This is a genomic window from Porphyrobacter sp. MBR-49, assembly GCF_053628655.1.
Genome location: NZ_JBRJGU010000003.1, coordinates 30,369 through 48,735, shown reverse-complemented (window position 1 = coordinate 48,735; position 18,367 = coordinate 30,369). Strand labels below are relative to the sequence as shown.

Sequence of the window (18,367 nt, the reverse complement as noted above, 5' to 3'; positions counted from 1 at the left end):
ATTTCCCATCCGCAGGATCGGGCCACAGGAGCCCGGCTGCAAGCAAATCGCAACCCACAGAACAGCGGCGCAAATTCAACAGGTTGTGACCTCACCGTGACCATTTTGTGCGAAAATCCGCACAAATTTCTTGCGCTGAGTGCGAAAATCCGCACAAGACCTGCTCGGGATACCAAGGGAGCGCGCATCATGCGCAGCAGAATGGAACGCCGGAATCTGCTGCTGATCGCACTGATCGGCGTGTTCCTGATCGGCGCGCTGGCGATGCTTGGGCTTGACCGCGCAATGCGGGTCAACGCGCTGGAAGAAACCCGCGCAGAGGCGACAAGCGACGCGGCTATACTGGCGGCGGGCCTCGAAAGCGAACTCAACAAATTTTCGCTTGTTCCGCAGGTGCTCGCGGTCGATCCCGAAGTCTCCGCGTTGCTCGCCGGGGATCGAAGCCAGCGCGATGTGCTCAACCGGCGATTGGCCGCGCTGGCACAGCAGACCAATGCTGCGGCGATCTACCTGATGGATGCTGACGGGTTGACGCTGGCGGCGAGCAACTGGGAGCGGCCTGATAGCTTTGTCGGGTCGGTATATGGCTTCCGCGACTATTTCACGGACGCATTGGGCGATGGCACTGCGAGTGAATTTGCTCTCGGCACGGTCAGCCGCCGTCCGGGCCTGTATCTTTCCGAACGGGTCGGCACATCCCAAAGCCCGCAGGGCGTGGTCGCCGTAAAGGTCGAATTCGATACCCTCGAACGCAAATGGCGCGATGCCAAGGCAGGCGTGTTCGTTACCGATGCCGATGGGATCGTGCTATTGAGCAGCAATCCTGACTGGCGTTTTCGGGCGGCGGCCAGCGACAATCAGGATAGCCGCCTGGCAGCCCGCGATCCAGCGCGCGATGCGATGCGGTTCGGGAAAGACCGGATCGCCCCCTTGGCACTTCCGGATGCCGGTGCAGCCGGATCGCCGGTGCGAATGATCGAGAATATCCAACCAATCGCCCCCATCGACTGGGAATTGCACCTGCTCACCGATCCGGCCCCGCGCCTGTCGGCGGCCGTCGCCAATGGGCGGCTGGCGGGAGTTGTCGGACTGGGTGTGCTGGGTCTGATGGCGGCTGGTGCATTTGTATGGCAACGCCGCCGCGAAGCTCGCGCGACGGCGCAACTCGATGCGCATACGGCAGTTCTGCGCGAACAGTTGCAACAGGCCAACCGGCTGGCAACGCTGGGCCAGATTACCGCCGGGCTTGGCCATGAAATTCGCCAGCCGCTCGCCGCAATGCGGGTCTATGCCGAAAGCGGCGAACGCCTGATCCAGGCCCAACGCCACGCAGAAGCAGCCGGGAATTTCGACAAGATCGCCGGGCTTGCAGGGCGGATCGGCCAGATTACCGAGGAACAGCTGCAATTCAGCCGGCGATCGGTGGGTGAACCCAAACAGATCAGCCTTGCCGAAGTGATCGACGGTTCGCTGCTGCTGCTGCGCGATCAGATTCGGCAAAAGGGCATAAGCCTGACATTGCCGGGGGCCGAAGCGGCTGGCGCAGCGGTGTGTGCGCCGCACGTCCAACTGGAACAGGTGCTGGTGAATCTGCTCCAGAACGCTTTACAGGCTACCGAGACGGATGGCGGGCAGATTGTGGTGACGATTGTGGCGGACGGGCCAATAATCCGGCTAAGCGTAAGCGATGATGGGCCGGGCGTGCCGGAGAACTTGCGCGATGAACTGTTCCAGCCCTTCGTCACCGGCAAGGCTGAAGGCATCGGACTGGGGCTGGCAATTTCCCGCGACATCATGCGGCAGCTGGGCGGCGATCTGATCCACGAAGACATGGAAAAGGGCGCGCGCTTCACCATGATCATGCCCGCCGCATGAACCCCGCCGATGAGCCCATACACGTCGCGCTGGTCGAGGATGATACGGCGCTGCGCGATGCATCCACGCAGGCATTATCGCTTGACGGGGCGCAAGTGGTTGCCTTTCCCGATGCGCGCGCTGCGCTCGGCTGGTTATCGGCAGACTTTCCCGGAGTGGTGGTGAGTGATGTGCGGATGCCGGGCATCGACGGGATCGAATTCTTCACCCGGCTGCGCGACATCGATCCCGATCTGCCAGTGATCCTCACCACCGGACATGGCGACATCGCGATGGCAGTGGAAGCGATGAAGAATGGCGCGGCGGATTTTCTGACCAAGCCTTACGCCTCAGCCAACCTGATCCGCGCGGTGCGCGCGGCGGCATCGCGGCGCGGGCTGGCCTTGGAAAACCGCCGACTGCGAGAGGAAGCCGGGCGCAGCGCCGGTGCCGCAATTCCCGGCACATCACCAACCGCCGAACGGCTGCGATCGGTGATCGAAGGGGTGGCGCGCTCGGAAATCGATGTGGTGCTGATCGGGCCGCCGGGGACTGGCAAGACCCATGCGGCGCGATTGATTCACGATTCCAGCCCGCGCCGCGCACGGCCGTTCATCAGCGTTGATGCCGGGGTGATGGCGCATGAGGATGCCGAATTGCTGCTGTTCGGACGCGACCCCGGCGCAGGACTATCGCGCACCGGCCTGGTCGAACGCGCCAATGGTGGAACCTTGTTCATCGACGGGATCGAGAGCGCGAGCAGCGCGCTGTCCGCCCGGCTGCTATCGCTGGTCGAAACACGGCAGGTGCTGCCAATCGGCGCGGACCGGGCGCGCAGGCTCAACATCCGTATCATCGTATCGCATTTGCTGGATGACAGCGCGGGGCCAGCGCCCCTGCCGCGCGATCCGCTGTGGCACCGGCTCGGCGCGGTGCAGATCGCGTTCCCGCCGCTGTCCGAACGGCGCGCGGACATTCCCGAGATTTTCCGGCTGTTCGTTGCCCGTCACGCGCGCGAACTCGGCCTTCCCGCACCCGCCATCGGTGAACGGCAATGGCACCACGTCCAGTCGCATGACTGGCCGGGCAACCTGCACGAACTCGGCGGCTTCGCGCGCGCATTCGTGCTGGGGCTGGCGGATATCAGCACCGCGCCCACGTCAGGCGGTGAGCAGCGCACGCTGCAACGGATCGTCGCGGATTTTGAACGGACGGTGCTCGAAGACGGGCTGCGACAAACTCGCGGAGACATCGCCACACTGCAAGCCCTGCTCAATACCCCGCGCAAGACGATTTACGACAAGCTGGCGAAATACGATCTAAAGCCTGCCCGCTTCCGGTAGAACCGCAGGCGGGATCAGCGGTTGCTGAATGATGCTGCGCTGTAGTAATTCGGCGGCAGCAAACGTAAGATCAGGCGAAAGGTCACTCCATGCTGAAAAATTCCCTGTCGCTGCGCGCCTCTGCCGCGTGCTGTATCCTGATCGCAGCGTGCAGCAATACGTCCGCCAGCCCGGAAGAACTGCCGCCCGCGGCAAGCGGCGCTGACATCTGCCGCGAGGCCGAAGTCGGCGTGCAGGTGCTGGGCTCGGGCGGGCCGATTGCCGAAGGTTCGCGCGCCGGGACCAGTTACGCGGTATGGATCGATGGACGCGCGCAATTGCTGATCGATGCCGGGCCGGGCAGCTTTATCCGCTTTGGCGAGGCGGGGCTGAAGGTCGCGGACCTCAAAGCCATCGCGCTCAGCCATTTTCACGCCGATCACAGCGCAGGCCTGACCGGCATCCTCAATTCCGGCGGGTTTGAACAATCAGGCGAACCGCTGACGGTCATCGGCCCGGCTGCGGGCAGCGTGTTTCCCGGTGCGGGCGATTTTATCCGGGCACAGATCGGGCGCGAGCGCGGCGCGTGGAGCTATCTGGGCGGTTACATGGACGGCACCGAGGACAAGCGGAAGCTGGATGTGCGCGAGATCGCGGCCAACAATACCCAGGAATCCCCCACTGCTGAGGTGGAAATCGCCCCTGATCTGACGATTACCGCCATTCCCGTTCACCACGGCGTTGTCCCTACGCTGGCCTATCTGGTCAAGGTCAAGGGCCGCTCCATCGTGTTTGCGAGCGATCAGAGCGCGTCCTCGATCGGGTTTGAGCGGCAATTGCGCGACAGCAAGCCCGATCTGCTGATCGCGCATCACGTGATCCCCGAAGGTGATGGCCAGCCGATCGGCCTGCATCGCCCGCCCAGCGGGATCGGCGAAATGGCGGCGGGTATCGCCCCGCGCCAACTGCTGCTGTCACACCATATGGAGCGTTCGATTTCGCGTCTGGAAGAAAGCCTGTCGGCGATTGCGCGTAACTATGATGGCGCCACGCTGATCGCTGCGGACGGCACCTGCGTCACACTCTGACAGGCCCAACCGCAAATCAAACAGGCTAATCTGTAACGGATTGTTGCGGCGCGTCGAACAAATGGAAGGGGTCTCGTAAAGGAGTGCCTAGAATGAAGATCGCTTCCATCATCAATCGCAAGGGTCGCCATTTTGAAACAGTGCGGGAAGCGGTTCCGTTGATCGAAGCGGTCGGGATCATGCACGAACTGTCGATCGGCTCTATCGGGGTTGCGGCGAACAATACGCACGAAATCATCGGCATCGTGTCGCAGCCGGAATTGATGGAAGCCATTTCCACCCGCGGCATCCATGGCCTCAACCTGCCCGTCGTCATCTTCGTGCGCCGATCGATCCTCAGCTGCACGTGCGAGGATGATGCATCCAGCGTGATGCAGGCGATGACCCGCGCGCGCAGCCGCCACGCCATTGTCCGCAATCAAACAGGCGATGTGGCCGGGCTGGTATCGATGGGCGATCTGGTCGCCGCGCTGCTTGAAGATGCACAGCTTGAAGCGGGCGTGCTGCGCGATATGGCACGATCGCATCTTCTGTCCGAATCGGCCTGACGGATGGGGCTGGTGCTGAGGACAGTGGGCCGCCTTCTGGCAGGCTTCCTCACCGGCCCCTCGCGCGCTCCCTATGCTGCACTGCCAGCCGATCCCGATGCGCTCGCCAATTGCCTGCGCCCCGGCGATGTCCTGCTGGTTGACGGACGCCAGCGGGTCAGCACCGCGATCAAGTATCTAACGCAATCAACCTGGTCACACGCCGCCTTGTGCGTGGCCGGGCAGGACCGCGAAACCGGCGCGTTACCGCTGTTCGTCGAAGCCGATGTCGTGGATGGCGTTCGGCAGGTTTCGCTTAGCCAGTTTGCTGATAACCACACCAGAATCTGCCGGCCCCCGGGGTTGAGCGATGACGAGGTGGCGCAGATTGTCGCCTTTGCCAAAAGCCATATTGGCGACGAATATGATCTCGACAATGTCATCGACCTCGCACGCTACCTTATCCCCACCCCACCAGTGCCGACCAGTTGGCGGCGGCGGATGATTGCGCTGGGCAGCGGGGAGCCGACCAAGGCGATCTGTTCGACGCTGATCGCCCAAGCGTTCCAGTCAATCCGCTATCCGATCCTGCCCGAAATCACGCAGCAAATCAGCAACGACCCCGATTGTGAAGGCTGCGTGCGTGACATCATGCATATTCGCCACCACAGCCTGTTTACCCCGCGCGATTTCGATGTCTCACCCTATTTTGAGGTGATCAAGCCGACGCTTCGTGCAGGTTTCGATCACCGGGCCATCAGTTGGAGCGATCCTGCCGATCTGATCGAAAGCGCGCCGGTCAAAAGCGTGTCGTGAAAATGATCAGCCAGTCGGGCATGATGTTCACCAGCGCCGCTTCAATCAGCTTGTCCGCGCCCGTCAGCACCAATGCGCCGACCAGCACCAACATCGCACCGAACACCGGCTTGGCATAACGGGCCAGCTTTTGCAGCGTTCCGGCCCGTTTGCCGATGGCGCGCCTCGATCCATAGGCAAAGCCCGTCACCGACAGCGCGACGCCGATGGCAAACACCAGGAATGTCACAAATGCCGATGCGAGGTCTTCACCCTGACTGGCCGCAGCGATGGCTGCGCCCAGCGTCGGGCCGACACAGGGTGCCCAGACAATACCGAGCAGCGCCCCGATTGCGAATTGGCCGCCCAGCCCATCGCCGCTGGTGCGTTCAAGCGCGCCCTGGGCGCGGTTGGTGAGGGGCGCAAACAGCATCGTCAACCGGGTCTGCAAGGCCGGAACCAGCAGGATAACCCCCGTCGCCGCAAGCAGGCCTCCGGCGAACATTCGGATGCCTTGTTCGGGAATGCCCAGCTGAAATCCGAAAGCGACGATCACAAAGCCAAATGTCGAAAACGACAGCGCCAGCCCGCTTGCCAACGCCACCGGCCCCATGCGGTGCTTGCCCAGCGCCGATCCGACCAGGATCGGGATCAAGGGCAAGACGCAAGGGTTGAGGATCGTTACCAGACCGGCAACGAACGCAAGTGCAAGTTCGCTGAACATCAGTTCCCATTCAAATGGAGCAAGCGCCGTAAGGTCAGAATCTAGATCCCCGCCATCACCGCTTGGCGCAGTTGTTTTGGCCGGCTTTCAGCGATCGAGCGCACCGATTCCTGCTTGCCGCGAAACACCAGCACGGTCGATTGGCGCGGAATGCGGTGCTGACGCAGAAACGCCTTTTCCTTGTCGAAATCGACCTTGAAGAACACCGCGTCCTTAAGCCGGGGTTCTTGGCGCAAGGCATCCAATGTCGGTGCCTGCGCCTTGCAGGTTGGGCACCACACGGCATGAACATCAACCACGATCGTTTTGCCGGCATCTTGCGCGCGGGCAAATGCGGCCGGGGTGTAATCCTGCCATGCCGGGGCCGCGATTGCCGGTGCCGTGAAGGCAACAGCAAGAAAAGCTAAAAAGGTGCTTATGGCTCGAACAAACATCAGCGGCGTCCTTTCAGGTCGAATGGCTATGGGATTGCAGGTTGCCTGTTGCAGGCATGCTGTCTTTCCTTTCGGCCGCGCGGCGCCAAAGGTTACAATTGCGCAGACGGATCGGCGATCCAGAGCGGGCTGCGTTAAATCTGACGCAGGTCGCCCGCTCTAACTTTGGTTGTCGCATCGTGAAAAGCTGAAAACCGGTTCCCACTTTTCAGCACGATGCTCTAATCAGGGCCCGATTTCATGAACATCCGGGCCGCGCTGTAACTTGCCACGAGGTAGGGGACGAGAAAGTTCATCCCGACTCTGGGCCAGTCAATCCCCACACCATGCCAAAGCTGCGACCCCTGATTGATGGCATTGAGGCAGAGCCCCACAACCAGCGCCACCTTCAACGCATTGGTGATCACAGGCCGCGTCAAGGCATATTGCAACAGCTTCATGATTGGCCCTTTTCCTTTCCAGCACCAGCATGCCAGCACAGCATGGTTGCCGCACCCGACCCCGTTCGGCGCGATCCCCCTGCGGGTTACACGCAAGACATCGGGAAACAAGCGGGCGCTGAAATCGGTGTTGTAACCGTTTGCGGGTTTATCGCGAATGACCCATTGAACCAGCAGCTCCCCCCCCCAACCCCAACTGCTGGTCGGGGCCGCGCCGCTTACAAGATCGCATGATCGGGCAGCGCGGCCCACTTCTCTAACGGTGCCGATGGCGCTTGTGGTGCACCTAGACCGAGCCCCCCCTCAAAGGAAAGAAACCTGTAATCCGCGCCATTTGCTTGGCCGGAGCAGTCCCGTGTTGGTTCGCGTTCGTCACACCCGGCGTGATCGATCCGTCTGGAAAGCCAGTGTGATCAGCTGACCCATGCCTCCACCGATCCGATATCAGCAAAGGTGGCCACCGCCTTGCTGCCCGGCGAAATCTTATGGACGCCGGTAATCGCTCCGCTTGAAATCCACCATCCGGGCTTCAGCGCGATGCCTCGTCCGGCAAGATTTTCGATCAGGAACCGTGCCGCGCCGAAGGGGCCATCAAGCATGGATGCCGTCGTCGCACGGCCGACCTCGCGCCCGTCAATCACCAGTTCTGCCTCAACCTCGTCGAGCCGATCCCACAAGGCTCGGGGCACGAGCGGGCCAAGCAGCAGCCCGGCATTATTGCCGTGATCCGAAATGGTAACGCACGGGCCATCGGCATTGATTGCAGCATAGGGGGACGATGCGATTTCGATGCCGATTCGTACCTCGTCAATCCACGCCATCGCGGCATCGGGAGTCGCGGGCAGCGGCCCGTCCTGCGGGGCAAGCCGCAACATGAATTCAGCCTCGACCGCAGCGAATCCGCCGTGAAACACTTGCAATGTGCCGGGGCCATCTGCGGACATGATAATCGCGTCGCTGAACGCCGGGCCGACCAGTCGATTGGCACCCAGCCGCACATCATCAGGCGCGTTGATCCGGCCGACTTTCCAGCCACCGATCTCCCGGTCCCATAGCGAAATAGCACAATCCTGAATGGCGTAAGCACTGGCAAGATCACGCGGACGGCGGCCCGGAAACTGGCTGATCGCAGTTCCGCTGCGACGCGCGGCAACGAACGCTTCAGCGATTTCGCGAGCTTCGTAAGGCACAATGTTCCTCTCGTCTCTTAATCTCACGAAACGGAGCCTTGGCGAAAAAGGTAACCGGTGTCAAAAGCTTTCCACGCAGCCGCAGTCTGATGTCCTGCAGGGGATTTTGGCAATCGCGCGATTGTTCTTTATGAGGGTGTCCGATCAAACAAAAGGCGTTCAAAACTCGATATGTCAAAGCCGAACAAGACGCCAACGATCAATGACGTGGCCCGGCTTGCCGGGGTGTCGAAAAAGACCGTCAGCCGCGTCATCAACCGCTCTGCCTTGCTGAACGAAGATACCCGAATCAAGGTTGAGGCGGTGATTGCCGACCTTGGTTATGTCCCCAATCCGCAGGCCCGCGCGCTGGCGCTGCGGCGCAATTTCCTGCTTGGGTTGCTGCACGACAATCCCAATGCGCAGACCGTGCTCAATTTTCAGGAAGGCGTGCTTGACGCGATCCGCGAAACCGAATTTGCGCTGGTGGTGCGTCCGGTGGATCGCCATTCGCCAAGGATGATGGATGATATCCGGCGGTTTCTGGAATTGCAGCGGCTTTACGGCGTGCTGATCCTGCCGCCGATTTCCGAAAATGATGCGCTTGCCGAACTGTGCCACGAAATGGGCTGCGGCTATGTTCGCATGGGATCCGCCATGCTTGACGATCCCGACCATATCGTCGCCTCGAATGATCGCGAAGTGGTAAGCCAGGCAGTCGATTATCTGATCGAACTGGGGCACCGGCGGATTGCGTTGATCGAAGGGCCGGAAGGATTCCGTTCCGCCTTCGAACGGCGGGAGGGGTTTCTCGCGGCGATGCAGGCGCACGGATTGACCTTGCCGCCGGAAATGCGTGCACAAGGCAATTATCGGTTCGATTCCGGCATCGCCGCCGCTAGCCGCCTGCTCGACATTGCCGACCGGCCGACCGCAATTTTTGCCAGCAATGATGAAATGGCAGCGGGCGCATTTCACGCCGCGCGCCAACGCGAACTCAAGGTGCCCGACGACCTGTCGATCATCGGTTTCGACGATTCGCCCATCGCCGCACACATCTGGCCGCCAATGACAACGGTTGGCTGGCCGATACGCGAAATGGGACGTGCCGCCGCGCTCAAACTGATGGCGCCGACCGATGAAGCCGCGCAGCAATACCGCTTTCCCGCAACCTTGGTAAAGCGCCAGTCAGTCGGCCCACCGCGCAGATGAAATGCACGGTTGAAAGGTGGATGGGTTTGCGGCTATACCGGCTGATGACACCGGTTTCCTAACACGGCCATGAAGGCAATCCCTCACTCAGGGGGGCGAAAGAGAGAGATCATGAAGATAGCGCTGATTACCGAGAACAGTCAGGCTGCCAAAAACGGCATCATCCACGACGCGCTGACCGCAGTTGCCGAACCGCTGGGACACGAGGTGTTCAATTACGGCATGTACAGCGCTGAAGACAACGCTTCGCTAACCTACGTGATGAACGGGCTGCTGACCGGAATTCTGCTCAACGCCAAGGCGGCTGATTTCGTCGTTACCGGTTGCGGCACCGGCATGGGATCGATGCTCGCCTGCAACGCCATGCCGGGGGTATTCTGCGGGCTGGTTATCGATCCGACCGATGCCTTCCTGTTCAGCCAGATCAACGCGGGCAACGCGATGTCGATGCCCTATGCCAAGGGTTTTGGCTGGGCGGCAGAACTCAACTTGCAGGATTGTTATCGCAAGCTGTTCGAAAGCGAGCCGGGGCTGGGCTATCCGAAAGAACGCGCCGCGATCATGGCCACCAATCGCGGGATTCTGGCCGACGTCAAGGCGGCAAGCTGCCACGATATGCTGACGGTGCTGAAGACGGTCGATCAGGATCTGCTGCGCGCTGCGATCGCAGGTGAAAGGTTCGCGGATTATTTCTACCCCAATGCGCAGGACGCCGGGATTGCGGCCTATCTGAAAGCGCTGTGATACAGATCGGAAAAGGGCAATCATGGCGATATCATTTGATCTGACCGGCAAACGCGCGTTGGTGACCGGTGCCAATACCGGCATTGGTCAGGCGATTGCAGTCGCGCTGGCGCAGGCGGGCGCCGATATTGCGCTGGCCGGACGCAGCGAACCTGCCGAAACGCTGGCGTTGATCGCGGAGACGGGGCGCGTGGGGCTTGATCTGCGCGCCGACCTGTCCTCCATCGCCCCGGTGCAGGGGCTGGTCGATCAGACCGTCGCGGCGCTGGGCGGGATCGATATCCTGGTGAACAATGCCGGGATCATCCGCCGCAATGATCTGGCCGATTTCACCGAAGGCGATTGGGATGCGGTGGTCGATACCAATCTGAAGACGCTGTTCTTTCTCAGCCAGGCAGCGGCCAGGGCGATGATGGCGCAGGGATCGGGCAAGATCATCAACATCGCGTCCCTGCTCAGTTTTCAGGGCGGCATCAGGGTGCCAAGTTACGCGGCGGCGAAATCGGGCGTGGCCGGGCTAACCAAGGCGATGGCGAACGAACTGGCGCCCAAGGGCGTGCAGGTCAACGGAATCGCGCCGGGCTATATCACCACCAACAACACCGCCGCGTTGCAGGCGGATGAAACCCGCAATCGCCAGATCCTTGAACGGATACCGGCGGGACGCTGGGGCAAGCCTGAGGATATTGCCGGGGCGGCGGTGTTCCTCGCATCGGGCGCGGCGGATTATGTCACCGGACATATCCTCGCGGTCGACGGCGGCTGGCTGGCACGGTAGGCAGCAATCATGAGCGTCACCTGCTTTGGCGAGATTCTGCTGCGCCTTTCGCCACCCCAGCGGCAATTACTGGTGCAGGCAGGCGGGTTTGATCTGGCAGTTGGCGGGGCAGAGGCCAATGTTGCCTCGGCGCTCGCCTCGCTTGGCCACGTGGTGCGGTTTGCCGGGATGGTGAGCGATAATCCGCTGGGTGACCGGGCGCTGGCCGCGCTGCGGGGCTGCGGGATCGACACCAGCTTCATCGCCCGCGCATCAGGGCGGATGGGGCTCTATTTCCTCGAAACAGGGTCAGGCCCGCGTCCGGCGGCAATCACCTATGACCGGGCAGGAAGCGCATTTGCGCTGGCCGATCCAGACCAGATTGATTTTACGGCGGCATTGACCGGCGCGACGTTGTTTCATTGCGGCGGGATCACTCCGGCATTGGGCAGGAACGGGGTAAAATTGGCGCAGGCGGCGCAGGCCGCGGCGCGCGCGGCGGGTGTGCCGATCTGTTTTGATGGCAATTACCGTGCGCAATTGTGGGACGCATGGGATAGCGATCCGCGCGCGATCCTGCGCGATCTGGTCAGTCAGGCAACCATCCTGATCGGCAACCACCGCGACATTTCGTTGCTGCTGGGCCGCGAATTTTCGGGCGAGGGTGAGGCGCGGCGGCGCGAGGCGGCGGAGGCAGCGTTTGCCGCCTTCCCCGGCCTTGAACTGATCGCCTCAACCGCGCGCCATCTGGTCACCAGTGATCACCACCGGATTTCAGCGCGGGTCGATAGCCGCGCTGGCGGATATCAGACCGACGAGATTGACGTAACCGGGATCGTCGACCGGATCGGCACCGGCGATGCCTTTGCCGCAGGCGTGCTAGATGGCTGGATGGAAGCGGGCGATCTGGCGGTGATGGCGCATCGCGGGCTGGCGCTGGCCGCGCTCAAGCACACGATCCCCGGCGATATGTGCCTGATCAACCGGGCGACGCTGAACAGCTTCAGCATAGGCGCCGGCGATGTCCGCCGCTGACGGCATCACGCGCCGCGCTGTATTGGCGGGCGGCGCGGCGGCGGTGGGCGCGATGGCGGTGCCTGCTGGTGCGACGACCATATTCAGCCCGCAGGTGCGCAGCGCCTCGGGCGAATATGTCGGCAGCTTCGTCTATGACCCCGCCGACCGCGTTACGGTGCGCGCCCACCGCTTCGCCGGCATCCGCTATGCCCGTGCTGAGCGGTTCCAGCCGCCGGTGCCGGTCGTTTCAAGCGCACCGATGGCGGAACAAACCCCCGGCTTCGGCCCAGCCTGCCCGCAGCCGGGGCCGAAGACAGGGGTGGGGGCCTATCAGCCGCAATCGGAAGATTGTCTTTTCCTAAATGTCTGGGTTCCGGCAAGGGAGCAGCGTAGCCTGAGCACGCAACTGCCGGTGATGGTGTATTTCCACGGCGGCGCTTACTCGACCGGTAGCGTCACCGATCCGCTGAACGATGGCGCGGCGCTGGCGGCGCGCGGCAATGTGGTGGTGGTGACGGTAAACCACCGGCTGAACGCGCTGGGCTATCTCTACTTGCCAGACCGCTTCCCTGACAGCGGGAATGCCGGGCAGCTTGATCTGATCTGCGCGCTCAAATGGGTGCAGCGCAATATCGCGGCGTTTGGCGGCGATCCGGGCAATGTCACATTGTTCGGTCAATCTGGCGGCGGCGCGAAAATCGCGACGCTGATGGCAATGCCCGCTGCCGCCGGGTTATTTCACAAGGCCATCACCATGAGCGGCCAGCAGGTCACCGCGTCCGGCCCGTTGAACGCGAAAAAGCGCGCCGAGGCGTTTCTTGCCCGGCTTAGGGGCGGTCTTGACCCCGCCTTGCCTCGGCTTGACCCCGTCTTGGTGCCGCTAGACCAGCTCTTGATGGCGCTTGATGCCACCGATCCGGTGCTGGGCGGGCGGGTTTACATGGGGCCGGTGATGGATATGCGCAGCCTGCTGCGCCACCCGTTCTGGCCCGATGCCCCTTCGCAATCGGCACAGATTCCGATGTTGCTGGGGAACACCATTGCTGAGACGCGCGCCTTCTATCCTGCCGATGGCAAGGTACTGAAAGGGCTGGATTTTGAAAATCTCGCAGCCCGGATCGCGCCCGAAATGCGGATCGATATCGCGCCTGATTGGGTGGTCGATCAGTTCCGCGTGCGTTACCCCGAAGCCTCCCCGCTCGACCTGTTCCACCGCATTGTCACCGCAGCGCGCAGCTGGCGCGGACAGGTTGAGGAGGCCGAAGCGCGGGCCCGCAGCGCACAGGGTAACACGTTCGTTTATCAGCTTGATTTTGAAAACGCCCGACATACCGACGATATCGGACTGGCATTTGGCACAGTGCCCGATTCCACTGCGGCGCAATCCACGATGAGCGCGGTGATGATGGACACCTTCGTCCGCTTTGCCCGCAGCGGCGATCCTGGCTGGCCAGCCTACGATCTGGATACCCGCGCAACCATGGTGTTCGACCGCCAAAGCCAAGTGGTCAGCGATCCGCGAGGGTGGGAACGGCGGCTATTCGCCCGCGTGCCCTACGTGCAGCCGGGCACCTGAGCGATTTAACGGGGCGAGTTGGGATAGCTTATAATCAGGTTCAGCGGTGCATCGCCGACCTGCACGATTCCCACCACTGCGCCGCGATAGAGATAGGCCGCCATCCCTGGTTCAAGCGTCGCCTTTACCCCATCCGACACCACCTCCCCCCGACCAGACAGAACATAATAGACCTCATCATGATCGATCAGATGTTCGCCAATCGCGGCGCCTGGATGCAATACCCGGCGACGGAATTCCATCGCCCGCGGTTGCGCCGCTGCATCGGATATGCGGAACGCGGTGCTCATGCCGATTGCCCCATGCGGCGGCGGTTCTTCGCGCTGCGTATCGGCCTCGTGGATCACCACCATCGGCGGGGCAGCAGTCGGTGCGGCTGGTGCGGGTTGCACAGCCCCGATCAGCAGCGGCAGAAACAGGCATCCGATCATGGTCATGGCTGCTGCCGCATTGCGCGGTCTCGCGGCGACAGATGCTCCTGCGCGCCGGGCTTCTGCCCCGGAAAGGTGCCTGAACGGGGCGTCATGGTGGCAAGATCCCAATCGGCCTCAACGAACGGAGCCGCCGATGGTTCGATCACCGGATAGCCGCCGACTTCGCTTTCATCGTCGATGATGGCACCGCGCCCCTCGGCCACGAAGAACAGCATCCTGATTTCATGCTCGCCGCGATCCCACGGGCGCGCGCCAGCAGTGGCGAGCAAGGTGGTTTCAACGTCGTCGGTGGGCAGAATATCGTAACCATCAAGACTGGCGAGCGGAGCGTCAGCCTCGATCAGCTTCGCCTGTGTCTTGCCATAGCGGCCGAACATCGGCAGCGGATTGCCCAGCCGGTCGACCGCGCTGTTATCGCGCCCGTAATAGGCCAGATCGCCCACCCCGCCCAGCATCAGGAACGGCAGGCCAGGATCGGTATTGTCGCCGCCGCGCATGACATTGCCGATCGCCGTGATCTCTCCGGTCACGTGTGGTTGCCCGGCCCATTCGAGATCCATCAGGTTGTAATGCACCGCGCGCCGGGCTGGATTGTAGATCAGGTTGTTGACCATCAACACCTGCGCCCCGCCCTTTACCAGCGGGCTGCGTTCGACATTGTGCGCCCAGATATTGCGATCGAACACGATCCCGGTGGCGTTGTCGTGAACCAGTGACCCCTTGGAATGTTCGCCCTTGGGGTGGCTCGAATCCGCCAGCCCTTCGGCGGCGATGTTGAGCCGAAACACAATGTCGTGGCTGGTGCCTGCGCGCCATTCGGCAACAGTGGAACCGGTAAAGCGCGGGCCGGACGCGGACATGTTTTCATCCACCCCCCACATGAAGGTGGAATTTTCAATCACCACGCGTGCCGCACCGACGGTCGAGATTGAATCGGCTTCCCACCCGCTACGCCTGGCCTGACCATCGGCTCCGCTCAGGATACGCAGGTGCTGTACCTTCACGTCATGGGTGCGCACATCGATCCCGCCCTTGACCAATGTAATCCCGGGCGATGGCGCGGTTTGACCGGCGATAGTGACAAAGGGTTCGCGGATCGAAAGGGTTGACCGTTCAAGATCAATCACACCGCCCACTTCAAACACGATGATGCGCGGCCCCTTCTTTTTCAATGCCTCGGCAAGGCTTCCCGGCCCCGATTTGGCGAGCGTCGTAACGCGAATGATCTGCCCGCCCGCGCCGCCTTGGGTTGGATCGTCGGGATGCGCACTGGCCTGTTGCGGCATGAACACAGCAAGCAGCGCGAAGGCTGCAATCAGGGTGAATAATCTACGCATTTCCGCCACTCTCCCAAGTTTCTCCTATCTGCTTGACAGAAACGACAGGGCATGGCAATTCATAATGACACCGGTTACCAAAATCGGGAAGAAGAGAGATGCAGGGACAGGATCGGGACTTTGTGTCGCGAACGGAAACCGGTGTCACTTCTTCAAACAGAGGGAGAAGGCGGCGTGTCACACATTTTCGGTAACTTTGGTTTCAAGTCTGCTCTGCTGGTCGGCAGCGCGCTGTTTCTGCCGACTGCGGCGCTAGGCCAGACGGCTGAAGCTTCGGTAAGTGCGGACGAGAATGCGCCGGACATCATTGTTACTGGGTTTCGCAACAGCCTGAACGCGGCGCTTGGGCAAAAACGCGAAGCGGTGAATGCGGTTGATGTCATTCTAGCCGAGGATATTGCCGACTTCCCTGATCTCAACCTTGCCGAATCCATTCAACGCATCCCCGGCGTCTCGATTGACCGCGACAATGGCGAAGGCCGGACGATCACGGTGCGCGGTCTTAATGCTGATTTCACCCGCGTGCGGATCAATGGAATGGAGACGCTTTCGACCACGGGTTCGACTGATTCATCAGGAGGCACCAATCGCGGGCGCGGATTCGATTTCAATACCTTTGCCTCTGAACTGTTCCGCAGCATCAAGGTAAGCAAATCGCCGATGCCGTCGACCGAAGAAGGCTCATTGGGCGCAGTGGTCGACCTTTCGACCGGACGGCCGCTGGACTTTGGTGCCGGAGTTACCGCCGCCCTGTCGGCGCAGGGGCTGTATAATGATGCATCCGAGCAGCTGAACCCTCGCCTTGCCGGTCTGCTTGGCTGGTCCAATGAGGACGAAACGTTCGGGGCGTTGGTGTCGGTCGCGTTCAGTCAACGGGACATTATCGAGGAAGGTTTTTCCTCGGTGCGGTTTGCCGGCAATGCCCCGCCCGCAGCCGGGGGCGCGCAATCCTTCACGCAGCGCAATGCCTTTGCGAACGAGGCAGCTTTTCCCGATGCTGCCACAACCTTCTTCCCGCGCATTCCGCGCTATGGCGTGCTAACGTCTGATCAGGAACGGCTGGGCATTACCGGTGCGCTGCAGTTTCGTCCGTCAGACCGCACTCTGATTTCGCTCGACCTGCTCTACTCCCAGTTCAAGGGCACCAGGCGCGAACAATTTGTGGAAGCCATTTCCTTCAGCCGCAACAATGCGACCGGTATCCGCGAGACCGAGATCGTCAGTCTGACGGTTGACCCCGCCACGAGTAACATCGTCAGCGGCACATTCAACAATGTCGATGTCCGCATCGAAAACCGGTTGGATGATCTGAAAACCGATTTCACGCAGGGGACACTGGAACTTACGCATGAGTTTTCGGATCGCCTCAATGTGCGTGTGCTGGGCGGCCTGTCGGAATCCGATTTCAAGGTCAAACAGCAGACCACGATCATTGCTGATGCTTTGAATGTGGATGGCTTCGGGCTTGATTTCACTGAGAACCGCAATGTGCCCTTCATCAATTTTGGAATTGATCCCACAAATCCGGCCAATTTCCTGGTCAATGAAGTGCGCGACCGTCCGCAATCGACGCTGAACCAGTTTTCGACCTTGTCGATGGAGGCTGACTGGCAAGCCAGCGATATCTTGAGCGTCCAGGCGGGCGGGTCTTACAAGAAGTTCGAATTTTCTTCGACGGAATCGCGGCGCGACACGGTGCTTTCCGGTGCCACCGTGGTTCAGCCGTTTCAGCTGACCGACGCCACGTCCACGCTCGCCACTTTAGGAAATGGTTTTGGCGCGCCCGACGGGATCGACCGGGTGTTCGTGACCCCCGATATTGATAGCATTGCCAGCCAGATCGGCCTGTTCACAGGCAATTTCCCGCTCGTGCTACAGAACGGCGCTGTCAACGATGTGGTGGAAGATGACTATGCCGCCTTCTTGCAGGGCGCGATCGATACGCAATTGGGGGCGATGCGACTTCGCTTGCTGGGCGGGCTGCGCTATGTCCGCACTGAAGTCACCGCAACCGGTATCCTGAGCGGCACTACGGTCTCAGTCGACAACAGCTACAACGACTGGCTGCCATCGCTGTCTGCGGTGCTGGAACCCAGCGACAAGCTGCTGCTGCGCGCCAATGTGGCGCGGCAGATGGCGCGGCCCACGCTGACCAGCCTGACCCCCGGCGGCACCTTCAGCGCGTTCAGCGAGACCTTGTCCTTTGGCAATCCGCAGCTTGATCCGTTCCGGGCCAATTCAATCGATGTCGGGGTGGAATGGTATTTTGCGCCCGAAGCCTTGCTGTCGGCAGCATTTTTCTACAAGGATATCAGGACTTTTGTGACACGCGAGACGGCATCGGTGCCGTTCAGGGATCTTGGCCTGCCCGACAGCCTGTTGGACGGCACGCCGTCATCGCCCGACAATATCTTCACCGTTACACGCAACATCAATGGGCAAGGCGGCAATCTGAAGGGGGTGGAAATCCAGTACCAGCAGCCCTTCACCTTCTTACCCGGGGTGCTGCGTAATTTCGGCTTCATCGGCAACCTGACGTTGCTGGATTCCAAAGTGAATTTCGGGACGCTGGCCAATCCCAACCTCAACCAGCTTACCGGTCTGTCCAAGACCGGGTTCAATTCGACGCTGTATTATGAGGACGAGAAATTCAGCGCGCGCGTTTCCGGCGCTTATCGCAGCAGCTTCCTGACACGGGTTCCCGGGCAGAACGGTAATGACATCGAGGGCACAAATGCAACGCTGAATATCGATGCGTCGATGAGCTATGCCTTGACCAAGCAGATCAAGCTCACGCTGGAGGGGATTAACCTCACCGACGAAATCCGCACGCAATTTGTCGATAGCGTCGGCCAGCGTCCGGTTACGCATAACCACACCGGGCGAACCATTTTGTTCGGGGCACGCTTCACGCTGTAATGCCAGGTCTGCCCGCCA

17 protein-coding genes are annotated in these 18,367 nt (G+C 61.3%); 11 read left to right on the top strand and 6 right to left on the bottom strand.

Features of this window, described 5'->3' with window-relative positions:
• Positions 1–189: 189 nt before the first annotated feature.
• From ACSSV3_RS04760 to ACSSV3_RS04740, 5 genes are all read left to right on the top strand, one after another.
• The gene (locus ACSSV3_RS04760) at positions 190–1,875 is read left to right on the top strand and encodes a sensor histidine kinase (RefSeq protein ID WP_354322560.1); all 1,686 of its coding nucleotides are present in this window, start codon (positions 190–192) and stop codon (positions 1,873–1,875) included.
• Complete coding sequence (locus tag ACSSV3_RS04755; protein WP_354322558.1) at positions 1,872–3,197, top strand: sigma-54-dependent transcriptional regulator; 1,326 nt, start codon at positions 1,872–1,874, stop codon at positions 3,195–3,197. The genes ACSSV3_RS04760 and ACSSV3_RS04755 overlap by 4 nt, the downstream gene beginning before the upstream one ends.
• Positions 3,198–3,286: 89 nt before the next feature.
• On the top strand, positions 3,287–4,264 hold the full coding sequence (locus tag ACSSV3_RS04750; protein WP_354322556.1) for an MBL fold metallo-hydrolase: 978 nt from the start codon (positions 3,287–3,289) through the stop codon (positions 4,262–4,264).
• Between the two features lie 92 nt (positions 4,265–4,356).
• Positions 4,357–4,812 carry a CBS domain-containing protein gene (locus tag ACSSV3_RS04745; protein WP_354322554.1) on the top strand — a complete coding sequence of 152 codons (456 nt, stop codon included), beginning with the start codon at positions 4,357–4,359 and terminating at the stop codon, positions 4,810–4,812.
• A gap of 3 nt (positions 4,813–4,815) precedes the next feature.
• Entirely contained in the window at positions 4,816–5,607 is a 792-nt protein-coding gene (locus tag ACSSV3_RS04740; RefSeq protein ID WP_354322552.1) for a YiiX/YebB-like N1pC/P60 family cysteine hydrolase, read from the top strand.
• On the opposite strand, the gene ACSSV3_RS04735 is transcribed toward ACSSV3_RS04740, so the two are convergent.
• From ACSSV3_RS04735 to ACSSV3_RS04720, 4 genes are all read right to left on the bottom strand, one after another.
• Positions 5,591–6,310 (bottom strand): cytochrome c biogenesis CcdA family protein, encoded by a 720-nt coding sequence (locus tag ACSSV3_RS04735; RefSeq protein ID WP_354322551.1) that lies wholly within the window; start codon positions 6,308–6,310, stop codon positions 5,591–5,593. The two genes, ACSSV3_RS04740 and ACSSV3_RS04735, sit on opposite strands and share 17 nt — an antisense overlap.
• Positions 6,311–6,351: 41 nt before the next feature.
• On the bottom strand, positions 6,352–6,744 hold the full coding sequence (locus tag ACSSV3_RS04730) for a thioredoxin family protein (RefSeq protein ID WP_354322549.1): 393 nt from the start codon (positions 6,742–6,744) through the stop codon (positions 6,352–6,354).
• A 221-nt stretch (positions 6,745–6,965) separates the two neighbouring features.
• The gene (gene nrtS / locus ACSSV3_RS04725) at positions 6,966–7,184 is read right to left on the bottom strand and encodes a nitrate/nitrite transporter NrtS (RefSeq protein WP_354322548.1); all 219 of its coding nucleotides are present in this window, start codon (positions 7,182–7,184) and stop codon (positions 6,966–6,968) included.
• Between the two features lie 413 nt (positions 7,185–7,597).
• A complete protein-coding gene (locus ACSSV3_RS04720) occupies positions 7,598–8,401 on the bottom strand; it encodes a 2-keto-4-pentenoate hydratase (protein ID WP_354322546.1) in 804 nt (267 codons plus the stop codon).
• Positions 8,402–8,545: 144 nt separating this feature from the next.
• On the opposite strand from ACSSV3_RS04720, the gene ACSSV3_RS04715 reads away from it, so the two are divergent.
• The 5 genes from ACSSV3_RS04715 to ACSSV3_RS04695 all read left to right on the top strand — a co-directional run bounded on the left by ACSSV3_RS04715 (position 8,546) and on the right by ACSSV3_RS04695 (position 13,659).
• Positions 8,546–9,565, top strand: a complete 1,020-nt coding sequence (locus ACSSV3_RS04715) for a LacI family DNA-binding transcriptional regulator (RefSeq protein ID WP_354322544.1) — start codon at positions 8,546–8,548, stop codon at positions 9,563–9,565.
• A 111-nt stretch (positions 9,566–9,676) separates the two neighbouring features.
• Positions 9,677–10,309, top strand: a complete 633-nt coding sequence (locus tag ACSSV3_RS04710) for an RpiB/LacA/LacB family sugar-phosphate isomerase (RefSeq protein ID WP_354322542.1) — start codon at positions 9,677–9,679, stop codon at positions 10,307–10,309.
• A 22-nt stretch (positions 10,310–10,331) separates the two neighbouring features.
• On the top strand, positions 10,332–11,087 hold the full coding sequence (gene kduD, locus ACSSV3_RS04705) for a 2-dehydro-3-deoxy-D-gluconate 5-dehydrogenase KduD (RefSeq protein WP_354322541.1): 756 nt from the start codon (positions 10,332–10,334) through the stop codon (positions 11,085–11,087).
• A 9-nt stretch (positions 11,088–11,096) separates the two neighbouring features.
• Positions 11,097–12,101 (top strand): sugar kinase, encoded by a 1,005-nt coding sequence (locus ACSSV3_RS04700; protein ID WP_354322539.1) that lies wholly within the window; start codon positions 11,097–11,099, stop codon positions 12,099–12,101.
• Positions 12,088–13,659 carry a carboxylesterase/lipase family protein gene (locus ACSSV3_RS04695; RefSeq protein WP_354322537.1) on the top strand — a complete coding sequence of 524 codons (1,572 nt, stop codon included), beginning with the start codon at positions 12,088–12,090 and terminating at the stop codon, positions 13,657–13,659. The genes ACSSV3_RS04700 and ACSSV3_RS04695 overlap by 14 nt, the downstream gene beginning before the upstream one ends.
• Before the next feature lie 5 nt (positions 13,660–13,664).
• Here the strand turns inward: ACSSV3_RS04695 and ACSSV3_RS04690 are convergent, their stop codons facing one another.
• Both ACSSV3_RS04690 and ACSSV3_RS04685 read right to left on the bottom strand, forming a co-directional pair.
• Positions 13,665–14,090 (bottom strand): cupin domain-containing protein, encoded by a 426-nt coding sequence (locus ACSSV3_RS04690; RefSeq protein ID WP_454184765.1) that lies wholly within the window; start codon positions 14,088–14,090, stop codon positions 13,665–13,667.
• A gap of 2 nt (positions 14,091–14,092) precedes the next feature.
• A complete protein-coding gene (locus tag ACSSV3_RS04685) occupies positions 14,093–15,379 on the bottom strand; it encodes a pectate lyase family protein (RefSeq protein ID WP_354323017.1) in 1,287 nt (428 codons plus the stop codon).
• A gap of 225 nt (positions 15,380–15,604) precedes the next feature.
• Between ACSSV3_RS04685 and ACSSV3_RS04680 the strand changes: the two genes are divergently transcribed.
• A complete protein-coding gene (locus tag ACSSV3_RS04680) occupies positions 15,605–18,349 on the top strand; it encodes a TonB-dependent receptor (protein ID WP_354322536.1) in 2,745 nt (914 codons plus the stop codon).
• Positions 18,350–18,367: the final 18 nt, after the last annotated feature.

What these genes read in the sequence shown, in the direction of transcription:
- ACSSV3_RS04730 (WP_354322549.1), bottom strand. Translation starts at nt 6,744, where the DNA reads ATGTTTGTTCGAGCCATAAGCACCTTTTTAGCTTTTCTTGCTGTTGCC.
- ACSSV3_RS04695 (WP_354322537.1), top strand. Translation starts at nt 12,088, where the DNA reads ATGTCCGCCGCTGACGGCATCACGCGCCGCGCTGTATTGGCGGGCGGC.
- kduD (WP_354322541.1), top strand. Translation starts at nt 10,332, where the DNA reads ATGGCGATATCATTTGATCTGACCGGCAAACGCGCGTTGGTGACCGGT.
- ACSSV3_RS04710 (WP_354322542.1), top strand. Translation starts at nt 9,677, where the DNA reads ATGAAGATAGCGCTGATTACCGAGAACAGTCAGGCTGCCAAAAACGGC.
- ACSSV3_RS04690 (WP_454184765.1), bottom strand. Translation starts at nt 14,090, where the DNA reads ATGATCGGATGCCTGTTTCTGCCGCTGCTGATCGGGGCTGTGCAACCC.
- ACSSV3_RS04715 (WP_354322544.1), top strand. Translation starts at nt 8,546, where the DNA reads ATGTCAAAGCCGAACAAGACGCCAACGATCAATGACGTGGCCCGGCTT.
- ACSSV3_RS04760 (WP_354322560.1), top strand. Translation starts at nt 190, where the DNA reads ATGCGCAGCAGAATGGAACGCCGGAATCTGCTGCTGATCGCACTGATC.
- ACSSV3_RS04745 (WP_354322554.1), top strand. Translation starts at nt 4,357, where the DNA reads ATGAAGATCGCTTCCATCATCAATCGCAAGGGTCGCCATTTTGAAACA.
- ACSSV3_RS04740 (WP_354322552.1), top strand. Translation starts at nt 4,816, where the DNA reads ATGGGGCTGGTGCTGAGGACAGTGGGCCGCCTTCTGGCAGGCTTCCTC.
- ACSSV3_RS04755 (WP_354322558.1), top strand. Translation starts at nt 1,872, where the DNA reads ATGAACCCCGCCGATGAGCCCATACACGTCGCGCTGGTCGAGGATGAT.
- ACSSV3_RS04685 (WP_354323017.1), bottom strand. Translation starts at nt 15,379, where the DNA reads ATGCCGCAACAGGCCAGTGCGCATCCCGACGATCCAACCCAAGGCGGC.
- nrtS (WP_354322548.1), bottom strand. Translation starts at nt 7,184, where the DNA reads ATGAAGCTGTTGCAATATGCCTTGACGCGGCCTGTGATCACCAATGCG.
- ACSSV3_RS04700 (WP_354322539.1), top strand. Translation starts at nt 11,097, where the DNA reads ATGAGCGTCACCTGCTTTGGCGAGATTCTGCTGCGCCTTTCGCCACCC.
- ACSSV3_RS04750 (WP_354322556.1), top strand. Translation starts at nt 3,287, where the DNA reads ATGCTGAAAAATTCCCTGTCGCTGCGCGCCTCTGCCGCGTGCTGTATC.
- ACSSV3_RS04735 (WP_354322551.1), bottom strand. Translation starts at nt 6,310, where the DNA reads ATGTTCAGCGAACTTGCACTTGCGTTCGTTGCCGGTCTGGTAACGATC.